The sequence below is a fragment of the Mucilaginibacter pankratovii genome, from assembly GCF_014773265.1.
GTDB lineage: Bacteria > Bacteroidota > Bacteroidia > Sphingobacteriales > Sphingobacteriaceae > Mucilaginibacter > Mucilaginibacter pankratovii.
On record NZ_JACWMY010000018.1, the window covers coordinates 55,333 to 75,996 of the forward strand.

At 45.3% G+C, this 20,664-nt stretch carries 16 protein-coding genes; 9 read left to right on the forward strand and 7 right to left on the reverse strand.

Annotated features, from left to right (window positions below; translation table 11 throughout):
* Positions 1-21: 21 nt before the first annotated feature.
* Entirely contained in the window at positions 22-447 is a 426-nt protein-coding gene (locus IDJ77_RS26020) for a GtrA family protein (protein ID WP_191191927.1), read from the forward strand.
* Complete coding sequence (locus tag IDJ77_RS26025; RefSeq protein ID WP_191191928.1) at positions 437-1,225, forward strand: inositol monophosphatase family protein; 789 nt, start codon at positions 437-439, stop codon at positions 1,223-1,225. The genes IDJ77_RS26020 and IDJ77_RS26025 overlap by 11 nt, the downstream gene beginning before the upstream one ends.
* A 136-nt stretch (positions 1,226-1,361) precedes the next feature.
* Here IDJ77_RS26025 and IDJ77_RS26030 read toward each other — a convergent pair whose 3' ends face one another.
* Together IDJ77_RS26030 and purB are read right to left on the reverse strand one after the other, a co-directional pair.
* Positions 1,362-1,913 carry a NifU family protein gene (locus IDJ77_RS26030; RefSeq protein WP_191191929.1) on the reverse strand — a complete coding sequence of 184 codons (552 nt, stop codon included), beginning with the start codon at positions 1,911-1,913 and terminating at the stop codon, positions 1,362-1,364.
* Positions 1,914-2,031: 118 nt separating this feature from the next.
* Positions 2,032-3,375, reverse strand: a complete 1,344-nt coding sequence (gene purB / locus IDJ77_RS26035) for an adenylosuccinate lyase (protein WP_191191930.1) — start codon at positions 3,373-3,375, stop codon at positions 2,032-2,034.
* A 129-nt stretch (positions 3,376-3,504) separates the two neighbouring features.
* Between purB and IDJ77_RS26040 the strand changes: the two genes are divergently transcribed.
* The 5 genes from IDJ77_RS26040 to IDJ77_RS26060 all read left to right on the forward strand — a co-directional run bounded on the left by IDJ77_RS26040 (position 3,505) and on the right by IDJ77_RS26060 (position 10,981).
* On the forward strand, positions 3,505-4,119 hold the full coding sequence (locus tag IDJ77_RS26040) for a TetR/AcrR family transcriptional regulator (RefSeq protein ID WP_191191931.1): 615 nt from the start codon (positions 3,505-3,507) through the stop codon (positions 4,117-4,119).
* Positions 4,120-4,213: 94 nt separating this feature from the next.
* Positions 4,214-5,560, forward strand: a complete 1,347-nt coding sequence (locus tag IDJ77_RS26045) for a TolC family protein (protein ID WP_191191932.1) — start codon at positions 4,214-4,216, stop codon at positions 5,558-5,560.
* A gap of 37 nt (positions 5,561-5,597) precedes the next feature.
* On the forward strand, positions 5,598-6,707 hold the full coding sequence (locus IDJ77_RS26050; protein WP_191191933.1) for an efflux RND transporter periplasmic adaptor subunit: 1,110 nt from the start codon (positions 5,598-5,600) through the stop codon (positions 6,705-6,707).
* Between the two features lie 27 nt (positions 6,708-6,734).
* Complete coding sequence (locus IDJ77_RS26055) at positions 6,735-10,166, forward strand: efflux RND transporter permease subunit (RefSeq protein WP_191191934.1); 3,432 nt, start codon at positions 6,735-6,737, stop codon at positions 10,164-10,166.
* A 203-nt stretch (positions 10,167-10,369) separates the two neighbouring features.
* A complete protein-coding gene (locus IDJ77_RS26060; protein WP_191191935.1) occupies positions 10,370-10,981 on the forward strand; it encodes a TetR/AcrR family transcriptional regulator in 612 nt (203 codons plus the stop codon).
* A gap of 50 nt (positions 10,982-11,031) precedes the next feature.
* Here the strand turns inward: IDJ77_RS26060 and IDJ77_RS26065 are convergent, their stop codons facing one another.
* The 5 genes from IDJ77_RS26065 to IDJ77_RS26085 form a co-directional block, all read right to left on the reverse strand.
* Positions 11,032-11,442, reverse strand: a complete 411-nt coding sequence (locus tag IDJ77_RS26065; protein WP_191191936.1) for an OsmC family protein — start codon at positions 11,440-11,442, stop codon at positions 11,032-11,034.
* A gap of 15 nt (positions 11,443-11,457) precedes the next feature.
* Entirely contained in the window at positions 11,458-11,862 is a 405-nt protein-coding gene (locus IDJ77_RS26070; protein ID WP_191191937.1) for a hypothetical protein, read from the reverse strand.
* A 42-nt stretch (positions 11,863-11,904) separates the two neighbouring features.
* Complete coding sequence (locus IDJ77_RS26075; RefSeq protein ID WP_224751241.1) at positions 11,905-12,948, reverse strand: PorP/SprF family type IX secretion system membrane protein; 1,044 nt, start codon at positions 12,946-12,948, stop codon at positions 11,905-11,907.
* Positions 12,949-12,950: 2 nt separating this feature from the next.
* Positions 12,951-18,146 (reverse strand): PKD domain-containing protein, encoded by a 5,196-nt coding sequence (locus IDJ77_RS26080; RefSeq protein ID WP_191191938.1) that lies wholly within the window; start codon positions 18,144-18,146, stop codon positions 12,951-12,953.
* Between the two features lie 208 nt (positions 18,147-18,354).
* Complete coding sequence (locus IDJ77_RS26085; protein WP_191191939.1) at positions 18,355-19,593, reverse strand: nucleoside recognition domain-containing protein; 1,239 nt, start codon at positions 19,591-19,593, stop codon at positions 18,355-18,357.
* 88 nt (positions 19,594-19,681) lie between these two features.
* Between IDJ77_RS26085 and IDJ77_RS26090 the strand changes: the two genes are divergently transcribed.
* Both IDJ77_RS26090 and IDJ77_RS26095 read left to right on the forward strand, forming a co-directional pair.
* On the forward strand, positions 19,682-20,116 hold the full coding sequence (locus IDJ77_RS26090) for a DinB family protein (RefSeq protein WP_191191940.1): 435 nt from the start codon (positions 19,682-19,684) through the stop codon (positions 20,114-20,116).
* Entirely contained in the window at positions 20,117-20,530 is a 414-nt protein-coding gene (locus IDJ77_RS26095; protein WP_191191941.1) for a DUF3052 family protein, read from the forward strand.
* Positions 20,531-20,664: the final 134 nt, after the last annotated feature.

Here is a 20,664-nt window from a genome sequence, read left to right on the forward strand (position 1 = left end):
AAAATAAGTATTAGCCATATTATGAGGTTCCTGCTTTCGGCAAGTGCCGGTTTTTTGATAGATATGTCGGCCTTTTACCTGTTATTCCACTATACATTTGTGAAAGAAAGCTACAGGATGTTTTCGTTTCCTGTGCGGAATTCATCGGTATCGCTAACCATTTCCTATACTTTGGGTGTTATTGTCAATTTTTTAATGACCAAATACCTGGTGTTTAACGAGTCGAAATTATCACCGGCAAAACAGTTCGGCAGGTTTGCAACCGTGGCCTTTATTGGTTTTTTTGCTAACCTCGGTGTATTGAAGATATTGATACAGCAGCTAAATATTTATCCGCCATATGCACGCATAGGTGCCGCATTAAGTTTATTTGTAGCAAGCTATTTTGTACATAAAGTATTTTCGTTCAGTTTATCCTTACGTCAACATCAACCAAATGAAGCTTAACTCCATTATTACTGAGGTAACCGAGGTTGCCAAAATTGCAGGCCAGTTCATCCGCCAGGAAAGAATAACCTTTGATGCCGATAAAATTGAATACAAGGGACTTAACGACCTGGTATCCTACGTGGATAAAACCGCCGAGCAAAAGATCGTAGCCGGGTTGGAGAAGATAATACCCGAAGCCGGCTTTATCACCGAAGAAAAAACCACCACCAAAACAGGCGATATTTACAACTGGATCGTCGACCCCCTGGATGGTACCACCAACTTTATACATGGCTTGCCTTCGTATTCGGTAAGCATAGGGCTTCAAAAAAACGAGGAACTGGTTTTAGGCGTAGTGTACGAAGTATGCCAGGATGAATGCTTTTACGCCCATGGCGATTCGCCTGCATACCTCAACGGTAAGGAAATAAAAGTAAGCAACAAACCAACGGTTGCCGATAGCCTTATCGCTACAGGCTTCCCATACTATGATTTTTCGAAACAAGCTCCTTATATAGAATTATTTACCGAATTGATGCGTAATTGCCACGGCCTGCGCCGTTTAGGTTCTGCCGCTGTGGACCTGTGCTATACGGCAAGCGGGCGTTTTGATGCCTATTACGAATACAACCTGAACGCATGGGACGTTGCCGGTGGTATTGTTATACTGAAACAAGCCGGCGGCGAAGTACTCAACTTTAAAGGTGGCGATGAAGTATTAAACACCCGGGAAGTTTTGGCAACCAACGGGAAGATAACGGGGGAGATGCTGGCGTATATTCAGAGATTTTTTTGACTTCACCGATTTGGGATTGATTTCACCGATAGGATAGAAACACAAACGCCGACTTGAAGATCATTCAAATCGGCGTTTTATATTATAAATTTATCTTTTAATCGGTGGAATCAATATCAAATCGGTGCAATCCCGGTTATAATGCTTCAGAAACCACTTCGGTAACTTCTGGTACCATGCGTTTTAATAAGTTCTCGATACCTGCTTTAAGGGTTACGGTTGATGACGGGCAACCGCTGCATGAACCGCGAAGCTCTACAGTAACCACACCTGCATCAAACGAACGGTAGCTGATAGCGCCGCCATCCTGCTCAACAGCCGGGCGTACGTAGTCATTTAATATCTGCTGAATTTTGATCTCGGTTTCTGTTCCTTCAAAATCAACCTCGCCGGTTTGTTCAATTTCCTGCACCTTTAGTTCTGATTCAACAGCGCCTTTTACAAACTCTTTCAGTATTGCTTCAATGTCGTTCCATTCGCTGCCTTCGGTTTTGGTAACGGTAACAAAGTTACTGGCGAAGAACACGCCATTAACAAACGAAAATTTATATAATTCCTTCGCAAAAGCAGATTTTTCTGCGCTCTCGCGGGTAGCAAAATCCACGCTTCCGTTTATCAGCAACTTGTTTACAATAAACTTCATGGTTGCCGGGTTCGGGGTAGTTTCGGTATATACGTTGATATTCATGGATGTACAATTTAAATAGTAAACAAATGTAATCAGCTTTTTGAATGCCCGTGCTTGTATTTCTTAGTTTTACCCGCTACTGACAGTCTTCTGCTCCCCCTTCAGGGGGCCGGGGGGCTTATATACCCGTATAATTCTGCGGCGTTATTGCTTTCAGCTCTTCTTTAACGCTGTCACTTACTTTTAAAGTATCCACAAAATCGGCAATCGTATCGGCATTAACTGTCGTGTTGGTGCGGGTAAGCTCTTTCAACGCTTCGTAAGGGTTGGGATAACCTTCGCGGCGGAGGATGGTTTGTATAGCCTCCGCAACAACAGCCCAGTTGGCTTCGAGGTGCGCGTTAATAGCCGGCTCGTTCAGCAGCAATTTATTTAAACCTTTGATGGTTGATTTAAAAGCTATGAGCGTATGCGCCACGGGTACGCCTATGTTGCGGAGCACGGTAGAATCCGTCAAGTCGCGCTGCAGGCGGGAGATGGGCAGCTTGGCTGCCAGGTGCTCAAACATTGCGTTAGCAATACCCAGGTTACCCTCGCTATTCTCAAAATCTATCGGGTTTACTTTATGCGGCATGGCCGATGAGCCAACCTCGCCTGCTTTAATTTTTTGCTTAAAGTAGTTCATGGAGATGTAGGTCCATACGTCGCGGTCAAGATCTATCAGGATATTGTTGATGCGTTTTAAGGCATCACATTGCGCTGCAAAATTATCGTAGTGCTCTATCTGTGTGGTAAACTGCGAACGATATAAACCTAAAACGTCGTTTACAAAATGGTTCCCGAAGGCTTTCCAATCGGTATTTGGATAAGCCACTTTATGTGCGTTAAAATTACCGGTGGCCCCGCCGAACTTGGCGGAATAGGGCACATCGCGCAGTAAATGCAACTGATTTATCAAACGTTCTACAAAAACCTCTATTTCTTTACCCAGGCGCGTTGGCGACGCCGGTTGTCCGTGTGTATGTGCCAGCATGGGTATATGCGCCCATTCGGCAGCGTAATGCCTTAAAATATCTATCAGGCTGTGCAGTGCCGGGATGTACACATTATTAATAGCCAGTTTGAACGAATAAGGGATAGCCGTATTATTGATATCCTGCGAAGTGAGCCCGAAGTGGATAAACTCTTTAAATTCCTGTAAACCCAGTTCATCAAACTTTTTCTTGATGAAATACTCCACCGCCTTTACATCATGGTTGGTCGTTTTTTCGATGTCTTTTATCTCGGCGGCATCAGCTTCGCTAAAGTTTCGGTAAATGTCGCGTAACTTCTCGCTTTGTGTGCCGTCAAAAAGTTCTAATTGCGGTACCGGCAGCGAGTGCAGGGCCAGGAAATATTCAATTTCTACAAGTACCCGGTATTTTATTAAAGCAAATTCCGAAAAATAAGCGGCTAATTCTGCTGTGGCATTACGGTAACGCCCGTCGATAGGGGATATAGCGGTAAGGGAATTTAATTCCATGTGGTAATTTTTTGCAAAGATAGCATTTTGAAATTTAGGAGGCGATTTAGGCGATTGTCACCGAACGGTAATATCCAATGGAAACTTTGAAATCTAAAAATGTTTCCATAGTTTTGACTCCGAAAGTCAATGAGTCAGGAAGAAAGAATAATTAAGGGCGCGCTCGACCTGTTTTTACAGGCCGGCATCAAGAGTGTAACAATGGACGATATAGCCCGGCATCTGGGTATGTCGAAAAAAACCATTTACCAGTTTTTTGGCGATAAGAATGAATTAGTTGTTGCGCTGGTAAAAAGCAGGTTACAGGAAGACGAGCGGGAAATGAACGCCATTATGGAAAGCTCCGCAAATGTGATTGAGGAAATGATAAAAATGATGAAATGTTCGGAGGAGATTTTGTCGCGGGTAAACCCTATCGTATTTCACGATATGCAGAAGTATCACCCCGAAGCATGGCAGGAGTTTCAGCGGTTTAAAGCCGAGGTGATCATTAAGAAACTGGAAGAGCTTTTATTAAAAGGCATTAACCAGGGGTTCATCCGCAACGATATTGATGTAAAGATATTGGCAACCATGCGAGTAAACCAGGTAGAAATGGGCTTTAACACGCAGATTTTCCCGATAGGGCACTTTAACAGCTGGAAAGTACAGGTGCAATTGCTGGAGCATTTTAATTACGGCATTTGTACCATTAAAGGGCACGAACTGCTGGATAAATATAAAGAACAAAATATAAGCAATTAAAAAGCTGCTGACATAGGGCTGTCAATCAAAAGAATTTCTTTGTAAGGTGATAATAACAGAATATAACAAACCTATCATATATATGAATATCAAAATGAAACGACTACTAATCATAATGCTTTGCGCAGGTGCAAGCCTTAAGGGCTTTTCGCAGGCGCAACCGGCAAATCAAACCTATAGCTTCACTATACAGGATGCGGTTAACTATGCCTACGAGCATCGCGATTCGGTTGTGAATGCAGCGCTGGATGTTAAAAGCGCCGATTATAGGGTGAAAGAGATCATTGGGCAGGGCTTTCCGCAAATAGATGGCACAGCATCTATCCAGGATTATTTAAAGATACCTACTACATTGCTGCCCGGCGAAGTTTTTGGCGCACCCGCAGGCACATTTATACCGGTTAAGTTTGGTGTTAAATACTCTTCAAACTTAGGCGTAAACGCCAGCCAGCTGTTGTTCGATCCGAGCTATATTATAGGATTGCAGGGGCGTAAAACATATAAAGAGCTTTATAACAGGGCCTATAATCGCACTAAAATAGATATGAATGTAGCTGTTACTAAAGCTTACTACCAGTTATTAGTGAACCTTGAGCAAGTGAAATTGCTGGATGCGAATATTGCCCAGCTTAAGCAATTGCAGGATCAAACGGTAGCACAAAACAAACAGGGTTTTGTAGAGAAAATAGATGTAGACAGAATTGCCGTTCAATACAATAATTTGGTAACCACCCGCGAGAATACCCTGCGTTTGCTTGCGTTGAACTACCAGGTGCTGAAATTTCAGATAGGGATGCCAATAGAATACAATCTTACCCTGCAGAGCGTACTGGCTGATGTAAAACTGGACGAAAATGTTGCCGAAATGTCTATTGACACCGCAGCTTACCGCAACCGTGCGGAGTACGGTTTACTGGAAACAAACCTGCGCCTGAACAGGTTTGACCTAAGACGTGTAAAAGCGCAGTTTTTGCCTACGTTATCTGCAAACGCTGCTTACACGTTCTCTTATCAGAATAACAGCTTTGGTGATCTGTACAGCACGACTTTTCCTTCAAGCTATATTGGCCTCACATTGAAGGTTCCTATCTTTAGTGGTTTTCAGCGTACTAACCGGGTTAAACAATCGCAGATCACGGTGTTAAAAGCAGAAAATAGCCTGGCGCAGGCAAAAAACGGTTTAAACTTACAGGCGCAATCGGCAAAAACCATGTATTTTAATGGTTTGCAATCTCTTAACAACCAAAAACGCAGCCAGGAGCTGGCGCGTGAGGTGTTGCGTGTTGCCAAAATAAAATACCAGCAGGGGGTGGGCAGCAGTATAGAAGTTACCCAGGCACAAACCGACCTGCAAAACGCCGACAACCAATATATACAGGGCCTTTATGATGCTTTAGTAAGTAAAGTAGATCTGGACAGAGCATACGGACGAATTCAATAATCAAAACTTAAACAAACTCATATATACTCCATATAACATGAAAAAACTATTATACATACCGGCTATCCTGTTTTTAGCAGCATGCTCAAACAAACCAAAGGATAAAAAGGCAGAACTGGCCGACCTGCAAAAACAACAGCAGGAAATAAACGCCAAAATAACTAAACTGCAAAGCGAAATAGGCACCGTAGATTCATCCAAAGCGGTGGAAGTTGGTGCGCTGGAAGTGAAAACCAGCCAGTTTGTAAACTACGTACAAATACAGGGTAAAATTGATGCGCAGGATAATGTTACTGCTTTTTCTCAATCGCCGGGTACAATCACAGGCCTTTATGTAAAACCAGGCCAGCATGTGAGCAAAGGCCAGGTATTGGCTCAGTTAGATAATAGCGTATTACAGCAACAAATAGCCCAAACCGAGGCTAATTTAGATCTGGCTAAAACCGTATATGAGCGCCAGAAGAATCTATGGGATCAAAAGATTGGTACCGAAGTGCAATTTTTGCAAGCACAGACAAATTACAAGGCCGGGTTGAAATCTGTTGCCGCCTTGCGTTCACAAGCAAATTTGTATCGCATTACATCGCCTATCAGCGGAACTATCGACCAAATGGATCTTAAACTTGGCCAGGCTTTGCAGCCGGGGCAAGCAGGTAATGGTATCCGTATAGTAAACGCTGATGTATTGAAAGTAAAGGCCGATGTGCCTGAATCTTATGCTGGCAGCGTAAACACTGGTAACCAGGTGCAAATATTAGTGCCTGATGCAAAGGACTCGTTAACTACCACGGTTACCTTCGCATCCAAAGCAATCGACCCAACCTCGCGCAGTTTTGCAGTTGAAATTAAATTGCCACACCGCGCCTCGCTTCGCCCCAACATGACGGCTATTATTAAAATAGCGAATTATACTAAAAACGATGCGATAGCAATTCCGGTGAAGGCCGTTCAACGCTCAGAAACGGGCGATTATGTTTTTGTTAATGAAGGTGGTATTGCCAGGCAAAAGAACGTGAAGTTGGGTATTACCTATGGCGGCCAGGCCGAAATATTATCGGGTTTAAAAGGCGGGGAAGAGCTAATAACCGAAGGTGCCGCCGATATTGAGGATGGCGACAAAGTTAAAGCTACACAGTCTGGTAACTAAATTTATTAAAAATCTGATCTTTTAATTATGAAAGACATTAAGAAAGAATTCGCGCCCTCAAGTTGGGCCATCGATAATAAAACAGCCATTTACGTACTCATATTTTTGATCTCGGTGCTGGGGCTAATTAGTTACAACGCTTTGCCTAAGGAAAACTTTCCGGATATAGCGCAGTCGAAGGTGTTTGTTACCACCCAATTTTTGGGCCAGTCGCCGCAGAACGTGGAGAACCTGGTAACCAGGCAGATCGAAAAAAAATTAAAGTCGCTGAAAGGCTTAAAAAAGGTAACATCTAACTCGGTACAAAATGTATCTATCATTACAGCTGAGTTTCAGGCAAACATTGCTATCAAGGATGCAAAAATCGACGTTAAAGATGCAGTAGATAAGGCAAAACAAGATCTGCCACAGGGCGATCAGAACCTTAAAGAATCGGTAATATCTGATATTAACGTTGCCGACCTTCCTATTTTGTATATTAACGTATCGGGCAATTATGATCTTAAACGCCTTAAGGAATATGCCGACCTTTTAAAGGATGAGATAGAAAGTTACAAAGAGATCTCGAAGGTTGATGAAGTTGGCGCGCTAACGCCCGAAATACAGGTGAACGTGGATCTGAATAAAATGGCCTCGGCGCAAATTAGCTTTACTGACATTATCCAGGCGGTTGGTAACGAAAATATCCTGTCATCTGCCGGTACCGTTAAAACAGACGGGGTACGCAGAAGCATCGACATTAAACAGGATTTTAAAGATGCCGACCAGGTAAAAGCGATGGTTATACGTAACCCAAAAGGCCAGGCGGTTTATCTGCGCGATATTGCAGATGTAAAAGATTCGTTTTTAGAGCAGGAAAGTTATGCGCGTTTAAAAACAAACGATAACCCCAACTTTAAAAATGTAATTACCTTAAATGTAAGTAAAAGAGCAGGCGAAAACTTGATCGAAGCATCGGAGAAGATAAACGATCTGATAAAATTGAAGCAAAAAACGGTGTTTCCTAAGGGCCTGGATATCACGGTAACGGGAGACCAGTCTACCAAAACCAAAACTACGCTTAACGACCTTATTAATACCATCATCATTGGTTTTATACTGGTTACCGTTATCCTGATGTTTTTTATGGGGACCACCAATGCCATATTTGTGGCGCTGTCGGTACCTTTATCCTGCTTCATCGCTTTCCTCATAATGCCGGCCATTGGGTTTACGCTCAACATGATCGTGCTGTTCTCGTTCCTGCTTGCCCTGGGTATTGTGGTAGATGATGCCATTGTGGTAATAGAAAACACCCACCGTATTTTTGATAATGGCAAAGTGCCTATTAAAGAAGCCGCTAAAATGGCTGCCGGCGAGGTGTTTTTACCGGTATTCTCTGGTACCATGACAACCCTTGCACCATTTATACCCTTAGCATTCTGGAACAGCTTGATAGGGCACTTCATGTTCTTCCTCCCCATAACGCTTATCATCACCTTGCTGGCATCATTAGTAGTAGCCTATATTATGAACCCGGTTTTCGCGGTTGATTTTATGAAACCTCACCACGAGGGCGAACATGATAATCCTAAATTTGATAAAGCTACCAAACGCGCCCTTATTTACCTGGGCATTGCAACCGCGGTTGGGTATTTTATAAATGTGGGTATTGGTAATTTTATGGCGCTGATCGTTGTGTTATATCTGTTAAACCATTTCCTGCTGCTGCGGGTGATAGACAGGTTCCAAAACAAAGCGTGGCCAAAATTCCAGGCTTGGTATGCCAAATGGCTGGAGCGCGCCGTTAAGCGTCCGTTAACTGTTCTGTCGGGTACCATGGTGTTGTTTATACTGGCACTGGTAATCAATCATTTCCTGGGGAAAACCCCGGAGTTTTTCCCGGCCGGCGATCCTAACTTTGCATACGTATATATAGCTATGCCCATAGGTACCGACCAGGCTACAACAAACGAGGTTACCAAAAAGATAGAAAAACGCGTAGCTGAAATAGTAGAGCCTGATAAAGATATCGTTTCCTCGGTTATATCAAACGTTACCAAAGGCGTAAGCGACCCAACTGATGAGGACCAGGGCGATTATCAAAACAAGGGTAAAGTTACTGTTGCCTTTGTTGAATTTGGTAAACGTAATGGAAAGGATACCAAAGCAATATTGAAGAAGATACGCGGTGCAGTACAAGGTGTACCCGGTGCCAAAATATCTGTAGTGCAGGAAAATAGCGGCCCGCCGGTGCAGAAAGATATTGCTATTGAATTGATTGGAGACAACCTCGATTCGTTGGTGAAAACCAGCAACAGGTTAAAAGTTTACCTGGCCAAACAAAATATAGCAGGTATTGAAAACTTAATTGCCGATGTGCAGAACGACAAGCCCGAAATTGTATTTGATATTGACAGGGAACGCGCTAACCGCGAGGGCATCTCCACCAAAACAATAACAGACAACTTGCAAGCCGCTATTTTTGGCGTCCCCGCTGCAAACTTTAGGAACACTAAAGAGGACGATTACAAAATACAGGTGCGTGCATTGGATAGCCAGCGGAGTAATATAGATGAGATACGGAATTTAAAGATAACTTATCGCGATATGGCAACGGGCGGTTCTATACGACAGGTGCCTATCTCCGCATTTACTGATGTGAGGTATACCGATACTTACAGTAATATAAAACGTAAACAATCAAGGAGGGTGCTTACATTAGGGTCGAATGTTATTAAACCAAATAACCCTAATGATGTAAATGCCAGTATTTTGAAGGCATTGGATAATTTTAAACATCCTGATGACATTATCATTCGCCAGGGTGGCGGGCAGGAAGACCAGATGGAAGCCGTAATATTCCTTGGTGGCGCAATGGCTACGTCATTTGGGCTGATTCTCATCATCCTCATGATACAGTTTAATTCCATCGGTAAAACATTTATCATCATCAGCGAGATCTTCTTTAGTATTATTGGCGTATTGCTCGGGGTAAGTATCTTCGGGATGACGATGGCCATTGTAATGACCGGGGTTGGTATCATAGCACTTGCGGGTGTGGTGGTACGTAACGGGATCTTGCTGGTAGAGTTTACCGACATGTTGATAGAGCAGGGTACCAGCCTGCACGATGCCGTGGTAGAAGCCGGGCACACCCGTATGACGCCGGTATTGTTAACCGCTACGGCTGCCATCTTAGGCTTAATACCGCTGGCCGTTGGTTTCAATATCGATTTCGTGGGCTTGTTCACTCATTTCGAACCGCATATCCACTTCGGTGGCGATAACGTTGCCTTCTGGGGGCCGTTAGCGTGGACAATGATCTTCGGTCTTGGTTTTGCAACCATCATCACCCTGATCCTGGTGCCATGTATGTATATCATCCGCGTAAACATGAAGCATTACTTCTTCGGTAATCAGGATGAGAAAAAAGCTAAAGAGAAACGTAAATTAGAATTGGCCGACGCAGCAAATTAAGCTGAGGTTACATAAACCAACAAAAAGGGCCGCGCAGATCAACTGCGCGGCCCTTTTTGTTGGTATTGCTATTTTACGCAACGGTTGATTTTAACATTTGAATATCATCTTTTAATGTCGGATGTACAGTTGACCCTGAAAAATTGATATTTTTGTTAAATAAGTCAGGAAAAGTACATTTACATACACGGATACGAGAGAAAATGAGTGCAGGCATAGATCAGCAGGATATAAAACGAGAAAAAATTCTGGAGGCATCACATCAGCGCTTTTTGCATTATGGTTACTCAAAAACCACGATGAACGAAATAGCAGGCGATCTGTCGATGTCTAAGGCTTTGCTGTATTACTATTTTCCGGATAAAAGCGAGTTGTACATGGCCGTTATGCGCAAGCTGGCTAATGATTATTTACAATTGCTCGAAGATAAGATAGGCCATTTTACCAACCTGCGCGATGCATTCCTGTTCCAGGTGAATACCCATCACGAGTTTATTGTTACAAATTACAATTTCTTTGATTTTGTAAGGCTGAACGAGCAAAACCTGCCCGATACTATTTGGAGCATTGTAAACCAGATCCGCGATGCTGAAACCCGGCTGCTTAGCCAGGCTATCCAGATAGAAGCGGAGAAAGGTACTATACAACCTATAGATAACCCCGCCGAAATTGTTGATGTATTTTTAGATGCCTTACACGGTATAAAGGTAGGGGCGATGCAAAAAAAGGTAAACTTCCCCAAAAAGGAACACCTCGACGAGATCCACAACAAGCGCCTGCTGCTGATAGATATCTTTGTAAAGGGGTTGAAATAGTTTGCAGTTCCCAGTGGACAGTTTCCAGTTTGCTTTTTTTTGCTAACTGCTTACTGCAAACTGGTATTGATAACTATATTTCCCACCAAAATTTTATGAATAGGGCAGGCATCTGCAATGGTTATCAGCCGTTTCTTTTGCTCTGGTGTAACTTCGCCCTTAAATTTTAGCTTGCTTTCTATAAATATGCCTGTTTCGGTACGATACATTTCCAGGTCTACCGTAATCTCCTCTATTATCCACATTTTACGGTTGATATACATGCGCAGGGTAATAGCCGTACAGCTTGCCAAACTTGCCATCAGCAGGTTATAAGGCGACATGCCCGTGTCGGTGCCGCCATCATCTATGGGCTCATCGGCAATTAAGGTATGGTTGCCGCTTTTTACAACCGTTTGATATTGCGCCCGGCCAATTACCGCCGAACCATCAATAATAAACTCTTTTTGAGGGATATCCATTGGATAAGTTAAGGGCTATTCCTGATTCAGGTCCAGCAATTTCCAGCTTTCTTCTTTTTTGGCGCTACCACCCATATATCTCATCGATATGGTGAAATACGTAGTGGTACTTTGCCCGTCGCTTTCGCGTGCCGAGTACGAAGATTTGATAACGTATACCGAATCGGATTTTTTGGCAAATTTATAGCTGTCATCATGAAAAGTAACATTGGTTGACCTAACCGCCGGCCTGATATAGAGTTTAGCCATAGCATAAGCGGCGTCGCTATCCGGCAGCCCGTTAAAAACCGACATGGAATTGGAATTTGCTATTTTAACAAGTATAAACACAAACACAATACCAAACGCTACCAACAGCCATACAGCCGTTTTAGCCGACTCTTTCTTTATTTGTTTGGCTTTTAAGTAATCTTTTTCCATATATGTAATAAAACCGGTGGATAACGGCACTAATTTTCAAATTTAATAAAAATCGTAACATCTGCGATTGCCATTAAATTTTCTGTACTCGTTGCCCCTGTAGGGAAGGGTGGTTTCGTACCCAATGCTGCCCTCGGTGGTACCGCTGGTGTTGCTGTAATTTAATCCCTTGCCCGATGGCACATCGTGGCTTACACCTAAACGCATTTTTTCACCGCCATCGTGGTTAATAAAAACATCAAATATAAACGATACCACCACGGAGCTTGGGCCGTTGCTTAAGCCGCCGCTGCGGTACCAAAGCCCCGCGTTTATGCTGCGCCGTTTGTATTGAAAGCCTACGCTTAAGGATTGCGCCTGCGATTGCTTGTAAAATACCACCGATGGTATCACATACGATTTTTGATCTTCATCTAAATTATCATCCTGTGTGATGTTATACCTGTAGCTGGCATGAAAAACGCCGCGCATGGGCAGCTTGGCGGGTACGCCGGTGAACGATTCATTTGGCCTGTTGATATGCTGCACGGCACCGCCTATATTAAAATTCCCGGCGGTAAGGTTTATACCCGCGCCCGAATCAAAATAGAATTTATTATTGAACAAAGCGGCATCTGCGCCCGAAGTAGAGCCGGGGATATAACCCAGCCGGGGATCGATCTGGTCGCTGAAGATAAGCTTGGAATAATCTACCGACCGGTTGGTAACGCCGGCCTGCAAGCCAAAAGAGAGTACATAGCTATCGGAGCCAACGCTGTAGGAGTATATCCCCGAGATATTGTTTTTGGTGAGGTAGGCTGTCCCTTCGCTGGCGCGGGTGAACATCAGCCCAAAGCCGCCGCCAAAACGTGGTACATTGTAATCTATAGATGCGGTGAGGTAAGAAAGGCCGCCGCCCGCAACAGATGAGTATTGGTTGCGGTAAATCAAATTCATACGCAGGTCACCCTCAAATTGCCCATTCAGTGCCGGGTTAAGGTAATTAGGCGAATTGAAGAACTGTGAGTACATATGGTCCTGCGCCGATGCTCTTACACCGCTAAGTATAGCAAGCAAAAAAACATACAGTTTCATCGTTCTTTTCATCACTATCTTATTAAATGTATTACACCCGTGCGTTTTGGTAAAGTGGTTGCCCCATACTGCATACCTTTCCAGTCGGTGCCGTTTACAAATTTGGCCGTCGCCTGCCATACGTATACGCCCTGTTGCGCTGGCACACCTTTATAAGTGCCATCCCAGCTTTCTACAGGTTCGCCGGTACTGTTAAGTTTGGTAGTTTCCCAAACCAATTGCCCCCAGTTATTAAATATCTGCATCCGCCAGCTGGCTATGCCCGATCCTTTCATTACAAAGGTACGCAGTTCTGTTGTGCTGCCGGCCGGCATAAACGCGTTTGGTATATATAGTTGCCCCGGCACGCCGGTAATTTGTACGTTGTGCGATACGGTACTATCGCAGCCATCGCGGTTAATTACGCGCAGGGTAACTTTATAGGTGCCCGTATCGGCATAGGTATGCCCGGGGTTTTGCTGGGTAGAAGTGCTGTTATCGCCAAAATCCCAAGCCCAGCTTACCGGGTTGCCAGATGTTTTATCGTCGAACGCAAAGTGGTAATTAGGGATCTTGGTGATAAAACCCGGGCTGGCGTCAAAATCTACATTCGGCGCAGCGATAACTTTAATGAAGTTGGTTTTTACAATAACATCGGTACAGCCCGTAGATAGGTTGGTAACCTTTAATGTAACCGTATACGGCGAATTTTTAGCGGTATATAAGTGCGGTATTGGTGTATACCCAAAAAAGTGCGCTGTGCCGTCGCCAAAGTCCCATTCGTAACTTAAGGATTGCGGGGGCATTGCGCCGTTAGCAGCAGTAGTATTTGCAAAGTTTATCCTTATAGCTTTACAACCGCTGGTAATATCGGCAGTAAAATTGGGCAATGGTTGTGGATAGGCTTCAAATTTTATCTTTTCGGTAGATTCGAAGGTGGCACAGGCGTTTTTTGCAACTATGCTTACAAAGTAAGTACCCGGGGCCGAAAACGTGTACGGCTGTTCGGTTTTGCTGCCCTGTATGTTATCAACCTCAACGCCGTTCACATCAAATATTCGGTAAAAAAACTCATCCCCACCCGAAGATATGTTTTCGAAATTTGCCGTAAAGGGATAGCAACCGGCAGTTTTACTGTCTTTGGCAAAAAACAGCGGTACAAAGGTAGCCGGGAATATATTGATAGGGATAGAGATACTTTTATCAGTAGTACCGCAAAGATCTGTTGCTACCACGTATACATCGTAAAACTTATTGTTTACCGGCGGCCCCAGGGGCGCAAAAGTTACGTCTGATTTATCCGTTCTGGTTTCCTGGAATATTTTGACGTTGCCATCGTACACAAAAAAATCGTATTTGGCGTTGTTGCCCGGCGAAGTGTTTTTTACCTTGATAGCCAGCGAGCCGCAACCCGAAAGCCGCTCGGGTAATATGGAAGCTATCGGGGCCGAAGGCCTTACGGTTATATCAAATGTAGCCGCCACACGCGGAACGCAATTGTTAATGATGCTTAACGAAACGGTATAAACGGTATCGCGCCCGTCTGTACGGGGTAAAAAGGTATGCTGAGGGCTCGCTGCGTTTGAATTGCCGGTGCCATCTCCAAAATCCCACAGGTAACTGGTGCTTGCAAGGTTGGGAGTCGACTGGTTGGTAAAGTTAACGGTAACCGGCCCGCAAACGGTGTTGGCAAAATCGGTTATGAATTTTGGTGTAATATCCGGGTTGTTTACAATGGTTATCTCGTTTTGGCTGTCGGCGCAGGGCGCGGTGCCTTTTATGGTCCAGGTGAATTTATAGGTGTTGCCGCCAACTAAGCCTGTAATTTGCGTTTTAGGGTCTGTTGCATCGGCAAAAATTACTGGCGGGCCGCCTGTTTGTGTCCAAATCCCGGCAAACGGTGTCGGGTCGTTACCACTTAATGTAAAGATTGTGGCATTACATAACGTGGTTAAAGGCAAGCCGCCACTTGCTGGTATTACAGGTTGGTTCACGATAATAGTGGCAATGGCAGAGCGCTCGACAGCACAGGTTCCGTTTTGCACTACGGCCCTGAATTGGGTGGTTTGGGTAAGGTTGGTGTATTCGTACTGGTCGGTGACATCCAGCAGCGTAACCCAGTTAACACCATCTGTTGACGATTCCCAGTTTAAAACCGTGCCCAGGTTGCCTGATAGGGTGAGGAAGTCGTGGTTAACATCCGCGCATACCGATGCCGAGCCTGCTATAATACCGCCAATGGTAGGGGCATCTACGGTGATGGTTAATTCGTCAGTATTTGGTGTACAACCCGGCGATGTGTTAATACTCCATACAAACTGGTAAACATTGCCCGGTTTTAAACCACTAACCACTGCGGTAGGGCTTGCACTGTTTGAAAAGGTTACGCCCGTTTGGCCCGATATCAGTGTCCATTGCCCTGTACCCGGCGATGGGTCGTTGCCCTGCAGGGTGTAAGTTGGCCCGTTACATATAGCTTCATCAGGGCCTGCCAGCGCTGCTATTGGCGGTGGTGCTATAACAACGGTTACGGTTACAGGTTGGCCCGCACAGGCGCCATGGTATGGGGTGATGGTGTATTTAACAGTGCCATATAGGGTGCCGGTATTGGTCAGCAGATCGGGTATAGTGGTAACAGCAATGGGTGTTGCCTGTTCCGAGTTCAAATGTATATCGGCATCGGCCACGCTAGTCCAGGTATAAGTTGTATTTGGCTGGGTAGATGTGAGTACAATGCCGGTGGGCTGACCGCTGCATATGGGCGCTGCCGAAGGCGTTGCGGTTAAAACAGGGATACGGTTCACCGTCAGATCCAACGTGAAAGGGTTTCCGGGGCATCCGTTTGTTGTTGGGGTGATGATGTACCTTACAACAGCGTCGCCCACGCCGGTATCGTTAATCACATCATTAATGGTATTACCGCTTCCTGTTGCGCCAAAGCCCGTTGCACTGCCCGAAACAACGCTGGCCGTCCAGCTAAAGGTGGATACGGGATTTGCCGAGGTGATGGTATACGTAAAATTAGAGCTGGTACACACTTCTGCCGTATTTACGCTGGTAATGTTATCCTTACGCGTAATGGTGATCACGGCAGGGGTGCTGATGACGTTACAGGGTGCCGCAAGGTTGGTAGTAACCTCCAGGCTGATAGTTGCCGTGCCGGCGGATATTTCGGCCGCAGACGGGGTGTAAGTAGGTTTCATCACATTCCGGCCCGGGCTGAAAGTTCCTGTGCCGCCCACCCATCTAAAGCTATTGTAAACCCCGGTAATATTGGCTGCGGCTAAACTCACCGTGTTACCCTCGCAAACGGTTTGGTCGCCACCGGCGTTAACCAGCGGCGCTTCCTCGAAGGTGAGTACCTGCGAATCGGAAGCTACGTTGCAATTATTGGTATGGGTTACGGTGATGGTATAGGTATTATAGTCGGTGAATTTTATCTGTGGGTATTGGCTGTTGGCGGTTGTGCCATTCTCAAAACTAAAGGCACCGCCGGTAATTGTCCACACGTAGGTGGTAGGCAGGGTTTTGGCCGTTCCAGTAAGCGTGGTTTTTGTAGTAGTGGCATTGGGGCCGAAGGTGAGCACCTGGTCTTTGCCGCATACCAGCGCGTCTGCAGATAGTTGTGCCACCGGGTCTAAGTTGATTACTACTTCCTGTGGTTCGGACGATACCAGGCCGCAGCTGATGGTGGTGATATCTAAGGTTAAGGTATACAAGCCCGGTACGGTAAAGTTAAATGTTGGCGTTTTGCTGTTAGCGTTTGTGCCGCCTAAAAAGCCCGGTTGAGCGGGGCCGGTTACCCGCCAGGTGTAGGTAGTATTGGCATCACAATTTTCATCAACAATCGAAGTGTTTACGGGTGTAACAGGGCCCGATGTACAAATGGTGGAATTTGCCAGTGTAAAGGAGGGTTTAGGAGGATCCTGAATACAGATATTAATAACGGTATCCTTTACATCACATATCGCGTTCCCGTTTTGTAAATGCAGCCCTACAAAATGCTGGCCGTTGGTGGTAAAGGTATATTCCAATCCTTTTTCGAGCGGGTAGTTTACGGCAACAACCACACCATCTACCACCCAGGTATACAGGGCAGCGGTGTTGGTACAATCAAATGATGTGCTGTTGGGGTCCTGGCCTGGGATAGATATGTTGCCAAATATTACCGGTGTATTGGTGCATGCCGCATCTTGATGCTGAATAATGTTTTTTGGTGCTTCTATCACCCGCGCATAACCTGTAACCGGCGTACCGAGTTTACCGCAAAAAGGACTGGTTGGCTGTAGGTCTATCTGGAAAACGTTTTGCAACCCGTTTGCCACGTTACCGCACGACGCTTTTTTGTAGATATGGCTTATAAAGCCGCCGGCGGCCACTATATCGCAAAGGGTGAAATCCGCGCTTAGCCCATCTCCCCAGGTTACGCTGTAAATAAGGCCGGGGTAGTTTCTTTGGATGCCATTAGGCGAGTTGATATCTACACTATAAGTAAGTTTGTTTTGCCCGTTTAAACACACCTGGTTACTGCCCGATGCGCCAAAACTGTTATTCACAAGGTTATTAATAAGTGTATAAGCCTTTGTACCCGCTATGCCGGCCTCGGTAGCCCTTACAATAACCGTATAGTTGGCTGCCTTGGCAATAAAAGGTGCTGCGGGGAAGGTGATGGTACCTTCATCGGTTTGCGAAAGTTCGTTAAAGAAAGTTGCAGATGCCGCCGCACCGGCCGATGACGCGTTTACAAAAGCATACGATGTATTATCAGAGCCGATACAGGAGCCAAATATTTCGGGGTTTGCCGTGTTGATAGCCTGCGATGATGTACCGGCTGTAACCCCGGGCGAAGCGCTAATGGTAAATGGCCCCGACGTCACCGGGAGGATGGCCGGGTCGGTACATTGTATCCTGACCCGGTAATTTGAGCTGGGCGCGGTGCCACTTGGGATGATGCCGTTTACAAAAGTGCCGTAAAAACCCGCGTAGCTGCCTATTAATTTTGGCGCACCAAAGTTTCCGCCAGCATCAGAAAGATATAAATTAAAAACATTGGTAGAGCTTGCACACGCGGTTGTTGTATTGAGGTGAAATGGTACGGCAATAGTTGAGCTTTGGCCGTATGGGCCGGGATCGATATTGCCAATAATAACAGTTTGCGCATGGGCACCTGTTATAATGAAGCAGCAAAAAGTAAAAACAAACAGTAAACTCCTTGTAAAAATTCTCTCCATCAAATCTCTTGCATAGCTTTGCGTAGCGGCACGCTAAAATAACATAATTGTTACAAATAGTGAACGGTTTTTAAAACCAAAATCGAAAAACATTGTATACGAAAATCAAAACCCGCGGGTTGCAACTGGTGCTATAATTTCATATAACGTAAATTATCCATCACTTTTTGATAAGAAATTATGAATTAGCTAATTTTAGTCGCTTTTTTTATCCAAAAAACAAGTAGGATATAAAAATTGCAGCAATAACCCCGGCCAGATCGGCTATCAATCCAGCGGGGATAGCATACCTCGACCTTTTGATGCCAACCGAACCAAAATAAAGCGCCACGATATAGAAAGTGGTATCGGCAGAACCGTTAAAAACCGAACCGAGGCGCCCCGCGAAACTATCCGGCCCGTAAGTTTGCATGGTGCTTATCATCATCGCTTTGGAGCCCGAGCCGCTTAATGGTTTCATATAGGCTACAGGCAGGGCGTCTACAAAGCGGGTATCTAAATTTGCCTGGCTTACTACCCAGCGTACACCATCGTTAAGATAAGTGAGCGCGCCGCTGTTACGGAACACACTGATGGCCACCAGCATGGCTACCAGGTAGGGGATGATCTTTACCGACACCCCGAAACCGTCTTTAGCACCATCTATAAATGCCTCGAATACGTTGATACGCTTGCGCATAGCGCCTAATATGAATACGATGGGGATACAGAAGATGAGCGTGTTGCTGACCACTTTGGAAACCAGCGTTATCTGGTCGTGATTTAACTGCGTGGTGAATGTCCAAACCAGTAACGTAACAAAGGCGGTCATGCCGCCCAGCCAGGCGATGATCACCCTGTCCCACAAGTTTATTTTTTGTTTGATAGACACTGCGAGCAACCCAACAACCGTAGCAACATAAGTGGCGATGATACAGGGGATAAATACATCAGCGGGATCTTTAGCGTGCAGGATATACCGCTGCGCGATGATGGTAACCGGCAACAACTGTAAACCCGAAGTATGCAGCACCAAAAACATGATCTGCGCGTTGGAGGCGGTTTCTTTATCGGGGTTAAGCTCCTGCAAACTGCCCATGGCCTTTAAACCAAGCGGGGTAGCTGCATTATCCAGCCCCAGCAGGTTGGCCGAAAAATTCATCATCATTTGCCCGTTGGCGGGGTGGTTCTTCGGTACTTCGGGGAACAACCTGCCGAGAAACGGGCCAACTATGCGGGCCAAAAAGTTCATGGCACCGGCGCGTTCGCCAATGTTCATGATCCCCAGCCATAAAACCATATTGCCCGCAAGCGGAAGCGCGATATCCATCACGGATGACTTCGACATATCGAACATGCCATCTACCAGCAGTTTAAAGGCATCTACATCGCCCAAAAAAATGAGCTTGCAAAGCGCGATAACAAAAGCGATAAGGAAAAACGCTATCCAGATGTAGTTAAGGGCCATAAGTATGTTTCAGGCCTTGAAGTTAATTTTTTTTGAATAATTTATACAGAATAAGGATATTTAAAATGAAATTTACCCTTAGCCCGTCATGCCCCACATAGCCGAACAATTAACTAACATTATCACCGGTTTTTTAGATAACCGCGCACCAGCCATCAACTGGCAAAACACAGCCGCCCCCGGCAAATGGAGCAACAAACAAATTATAGGCCACCTAATAGATAGCGCCCACATAAACCTGCAGCGCTTTGTGCGTTGTACTTACGAGGAAAAGTTTAAGCTGATATACTATCAGGAAGAATGGGTACAGGCCCAACATTATGCCGAAGCTGATATGAACAACCTGCTGAAACTATGGGAACTGGTGAACCTGCAAATAGCACGCGTATTAGCCACTTACCCGGCCGAACGCTGGCGGATAACCTGCGATAATAACAGGGGCGAGCCGGTTTATAATACCGTTGAATTTATTGCTAATGATTATGTTGCACACATGGTACATCATTTAAACCAATTAAAATAAATGCAAATAGCAGGCTATTCGGGTACGCCATTGGCAAAAAAGCTGGGCATCAGATCAGGCTTTAACGTTCGGCTTATCAATCAGCCCGGGCATTATTTTGAACTGTTTACCGATCTGCCGCCGGATATTGTGTTGGTGGACGATCATTCAACCTCCGTTAATCTCGTCCATTTTTTCACAAAAGAATACCAGGAACTCGTTGCCATCCTCCCTGTATTGAGGCAACAAATTACGCAGGATGGTATCATTTGGGTATCCTGGCCAAAAAAAGCGTCAAAAGTTGCGACCGATGTTACGGAAGATAAGATCCGCGATTATGCCCTGCACACCGGGCTGGTAGATGTGAAAGTTTGCGCGGTGGATGAGGTATGGTCGGGCCTGAAGCTGGTGATACGGCTGAAGGATAGGTTGTAGGCCAATCTCTTACCGTCATGCCGAACTTGTTTCGGCACCCCACTTGCAAGGTATCGTCTATACAAAGCGTCTTAGCATGGTGGCTACTGATATGATGGGGTGCCGAAACAAGTTCGGCATGACGTTTGGCTTTT

Bases quoted from the DNA above. Each gene is read 5' to 3' on its own strand.
- IDJ77_RS26060 (WP_191191935.1), top strand. From the start codon at position 10,370: ATGAGTGCAGGCATAGATCAGCAGGATATAAAACGAGAAAAAATTCTG.
- IDJ77_RS26080 (WP_191191938.1), bottom strand. From the start codon at position 18,146: ATGGAGAGAATTTTTACAAGGAGTTTACTGTTTGTTTTTACTTTTTGC.
- IDJ77_RS26070 (WP_191191937.1), bottom strand. From the start codon at position 11,862: ATGGAAAAAGATTACTTAAAAGCCAAACAAATAAAGAAAGAGTCGGCT.
- IDJ77_RS26090 (WP_191191940.1), top strand. From the start codon at position 19,682: ATGCCCCACATAGCCGAACAATTAACTAACATTATCACCGGTTTTTTA.
- IDJ77_RS26045 (WP_191191932.1), top strand. From the start codon at position 4,214: ATGAAACGACTACTAATCATAATGCTTTGCGCAGGTGCAAGCCTTAAG.
- IDJ77_RS26050 (WP_191191933.1), top strand. From the start codon at position 5,598: ATGAAAAAACTATTATACATACCGGCTATCCTGTTTTTAGCAGCATGC.
- IDJ77_RS26025 (WP_191191928.1), top strand. From the start codon at position 437: ATGAAGCTTAACTCCATTATTACTGAGGTAACCGAGGTTGCCAAAATT.
- IDJ77_RS26040 (WP_191191931.1), top strand. From the start codon at position 3,505: ATGAGTCAGGAAGAAAGAATAATTAAGGGCGCGCTCGACCTGTTTTTA.
- IDJ77_RS26075 (WP_224751241.1), bottom strand. From the start codon at position 12,948: ATGAAAAGAACGATGAAACTGTATGTTTTTTTGCTTGCTATACTTAGC.
- IDJ77_RS26065 (WP_191191936.1), bottom strand. From the start codon at position 11,442: ATGGATATCCCTCAAAAAGAGTTTATTATTGATGGTTCGGCGGTAATT.
- IDJ77_RS26085 (WP_191191939.1), bottom strand. From the start codon at position 19,593: ATGGCCCTTAACTACATCTGGATAGCGTTTTTCCTTATCGCTTTTGTT.
- IDJ77_RS26030 (WP_191191929.1), bottom strand. From the start codon at position 1,913: ATGAATATCAACGTATATACCGAAACTACCCCGAACCCGGCAACCATG.
- purB (WP_191191930.1), bottom strand. From the start codon at position 3,375: ATGGAATTAAATTCCCTTACCGCTATATCCCCTATCGACGGGCGTTAC.
- IDJ77_RS26020 (WP_191191927.1), top strand. From the start codon at position 22: ATGAGGTTCCTGCTTTCGGCAAGTGCCGGTTTTTTGATAGATATGTCG.
- IDJ77_RS26055 (WP_191191934.1), top strand. From the start codon at position 6,735: ATGAAAGACATTAAGAAAGAATTCGCGCCCTCAAGTTGGGCCATCGAT.
- IDJ77_RS26095 (WP_191191941.1), top strand. From the start codon at position 20,117: ATGCAAATAGCAGGCTATTCGGGTACGCCATTGGCAAAAAAGCTGGGC.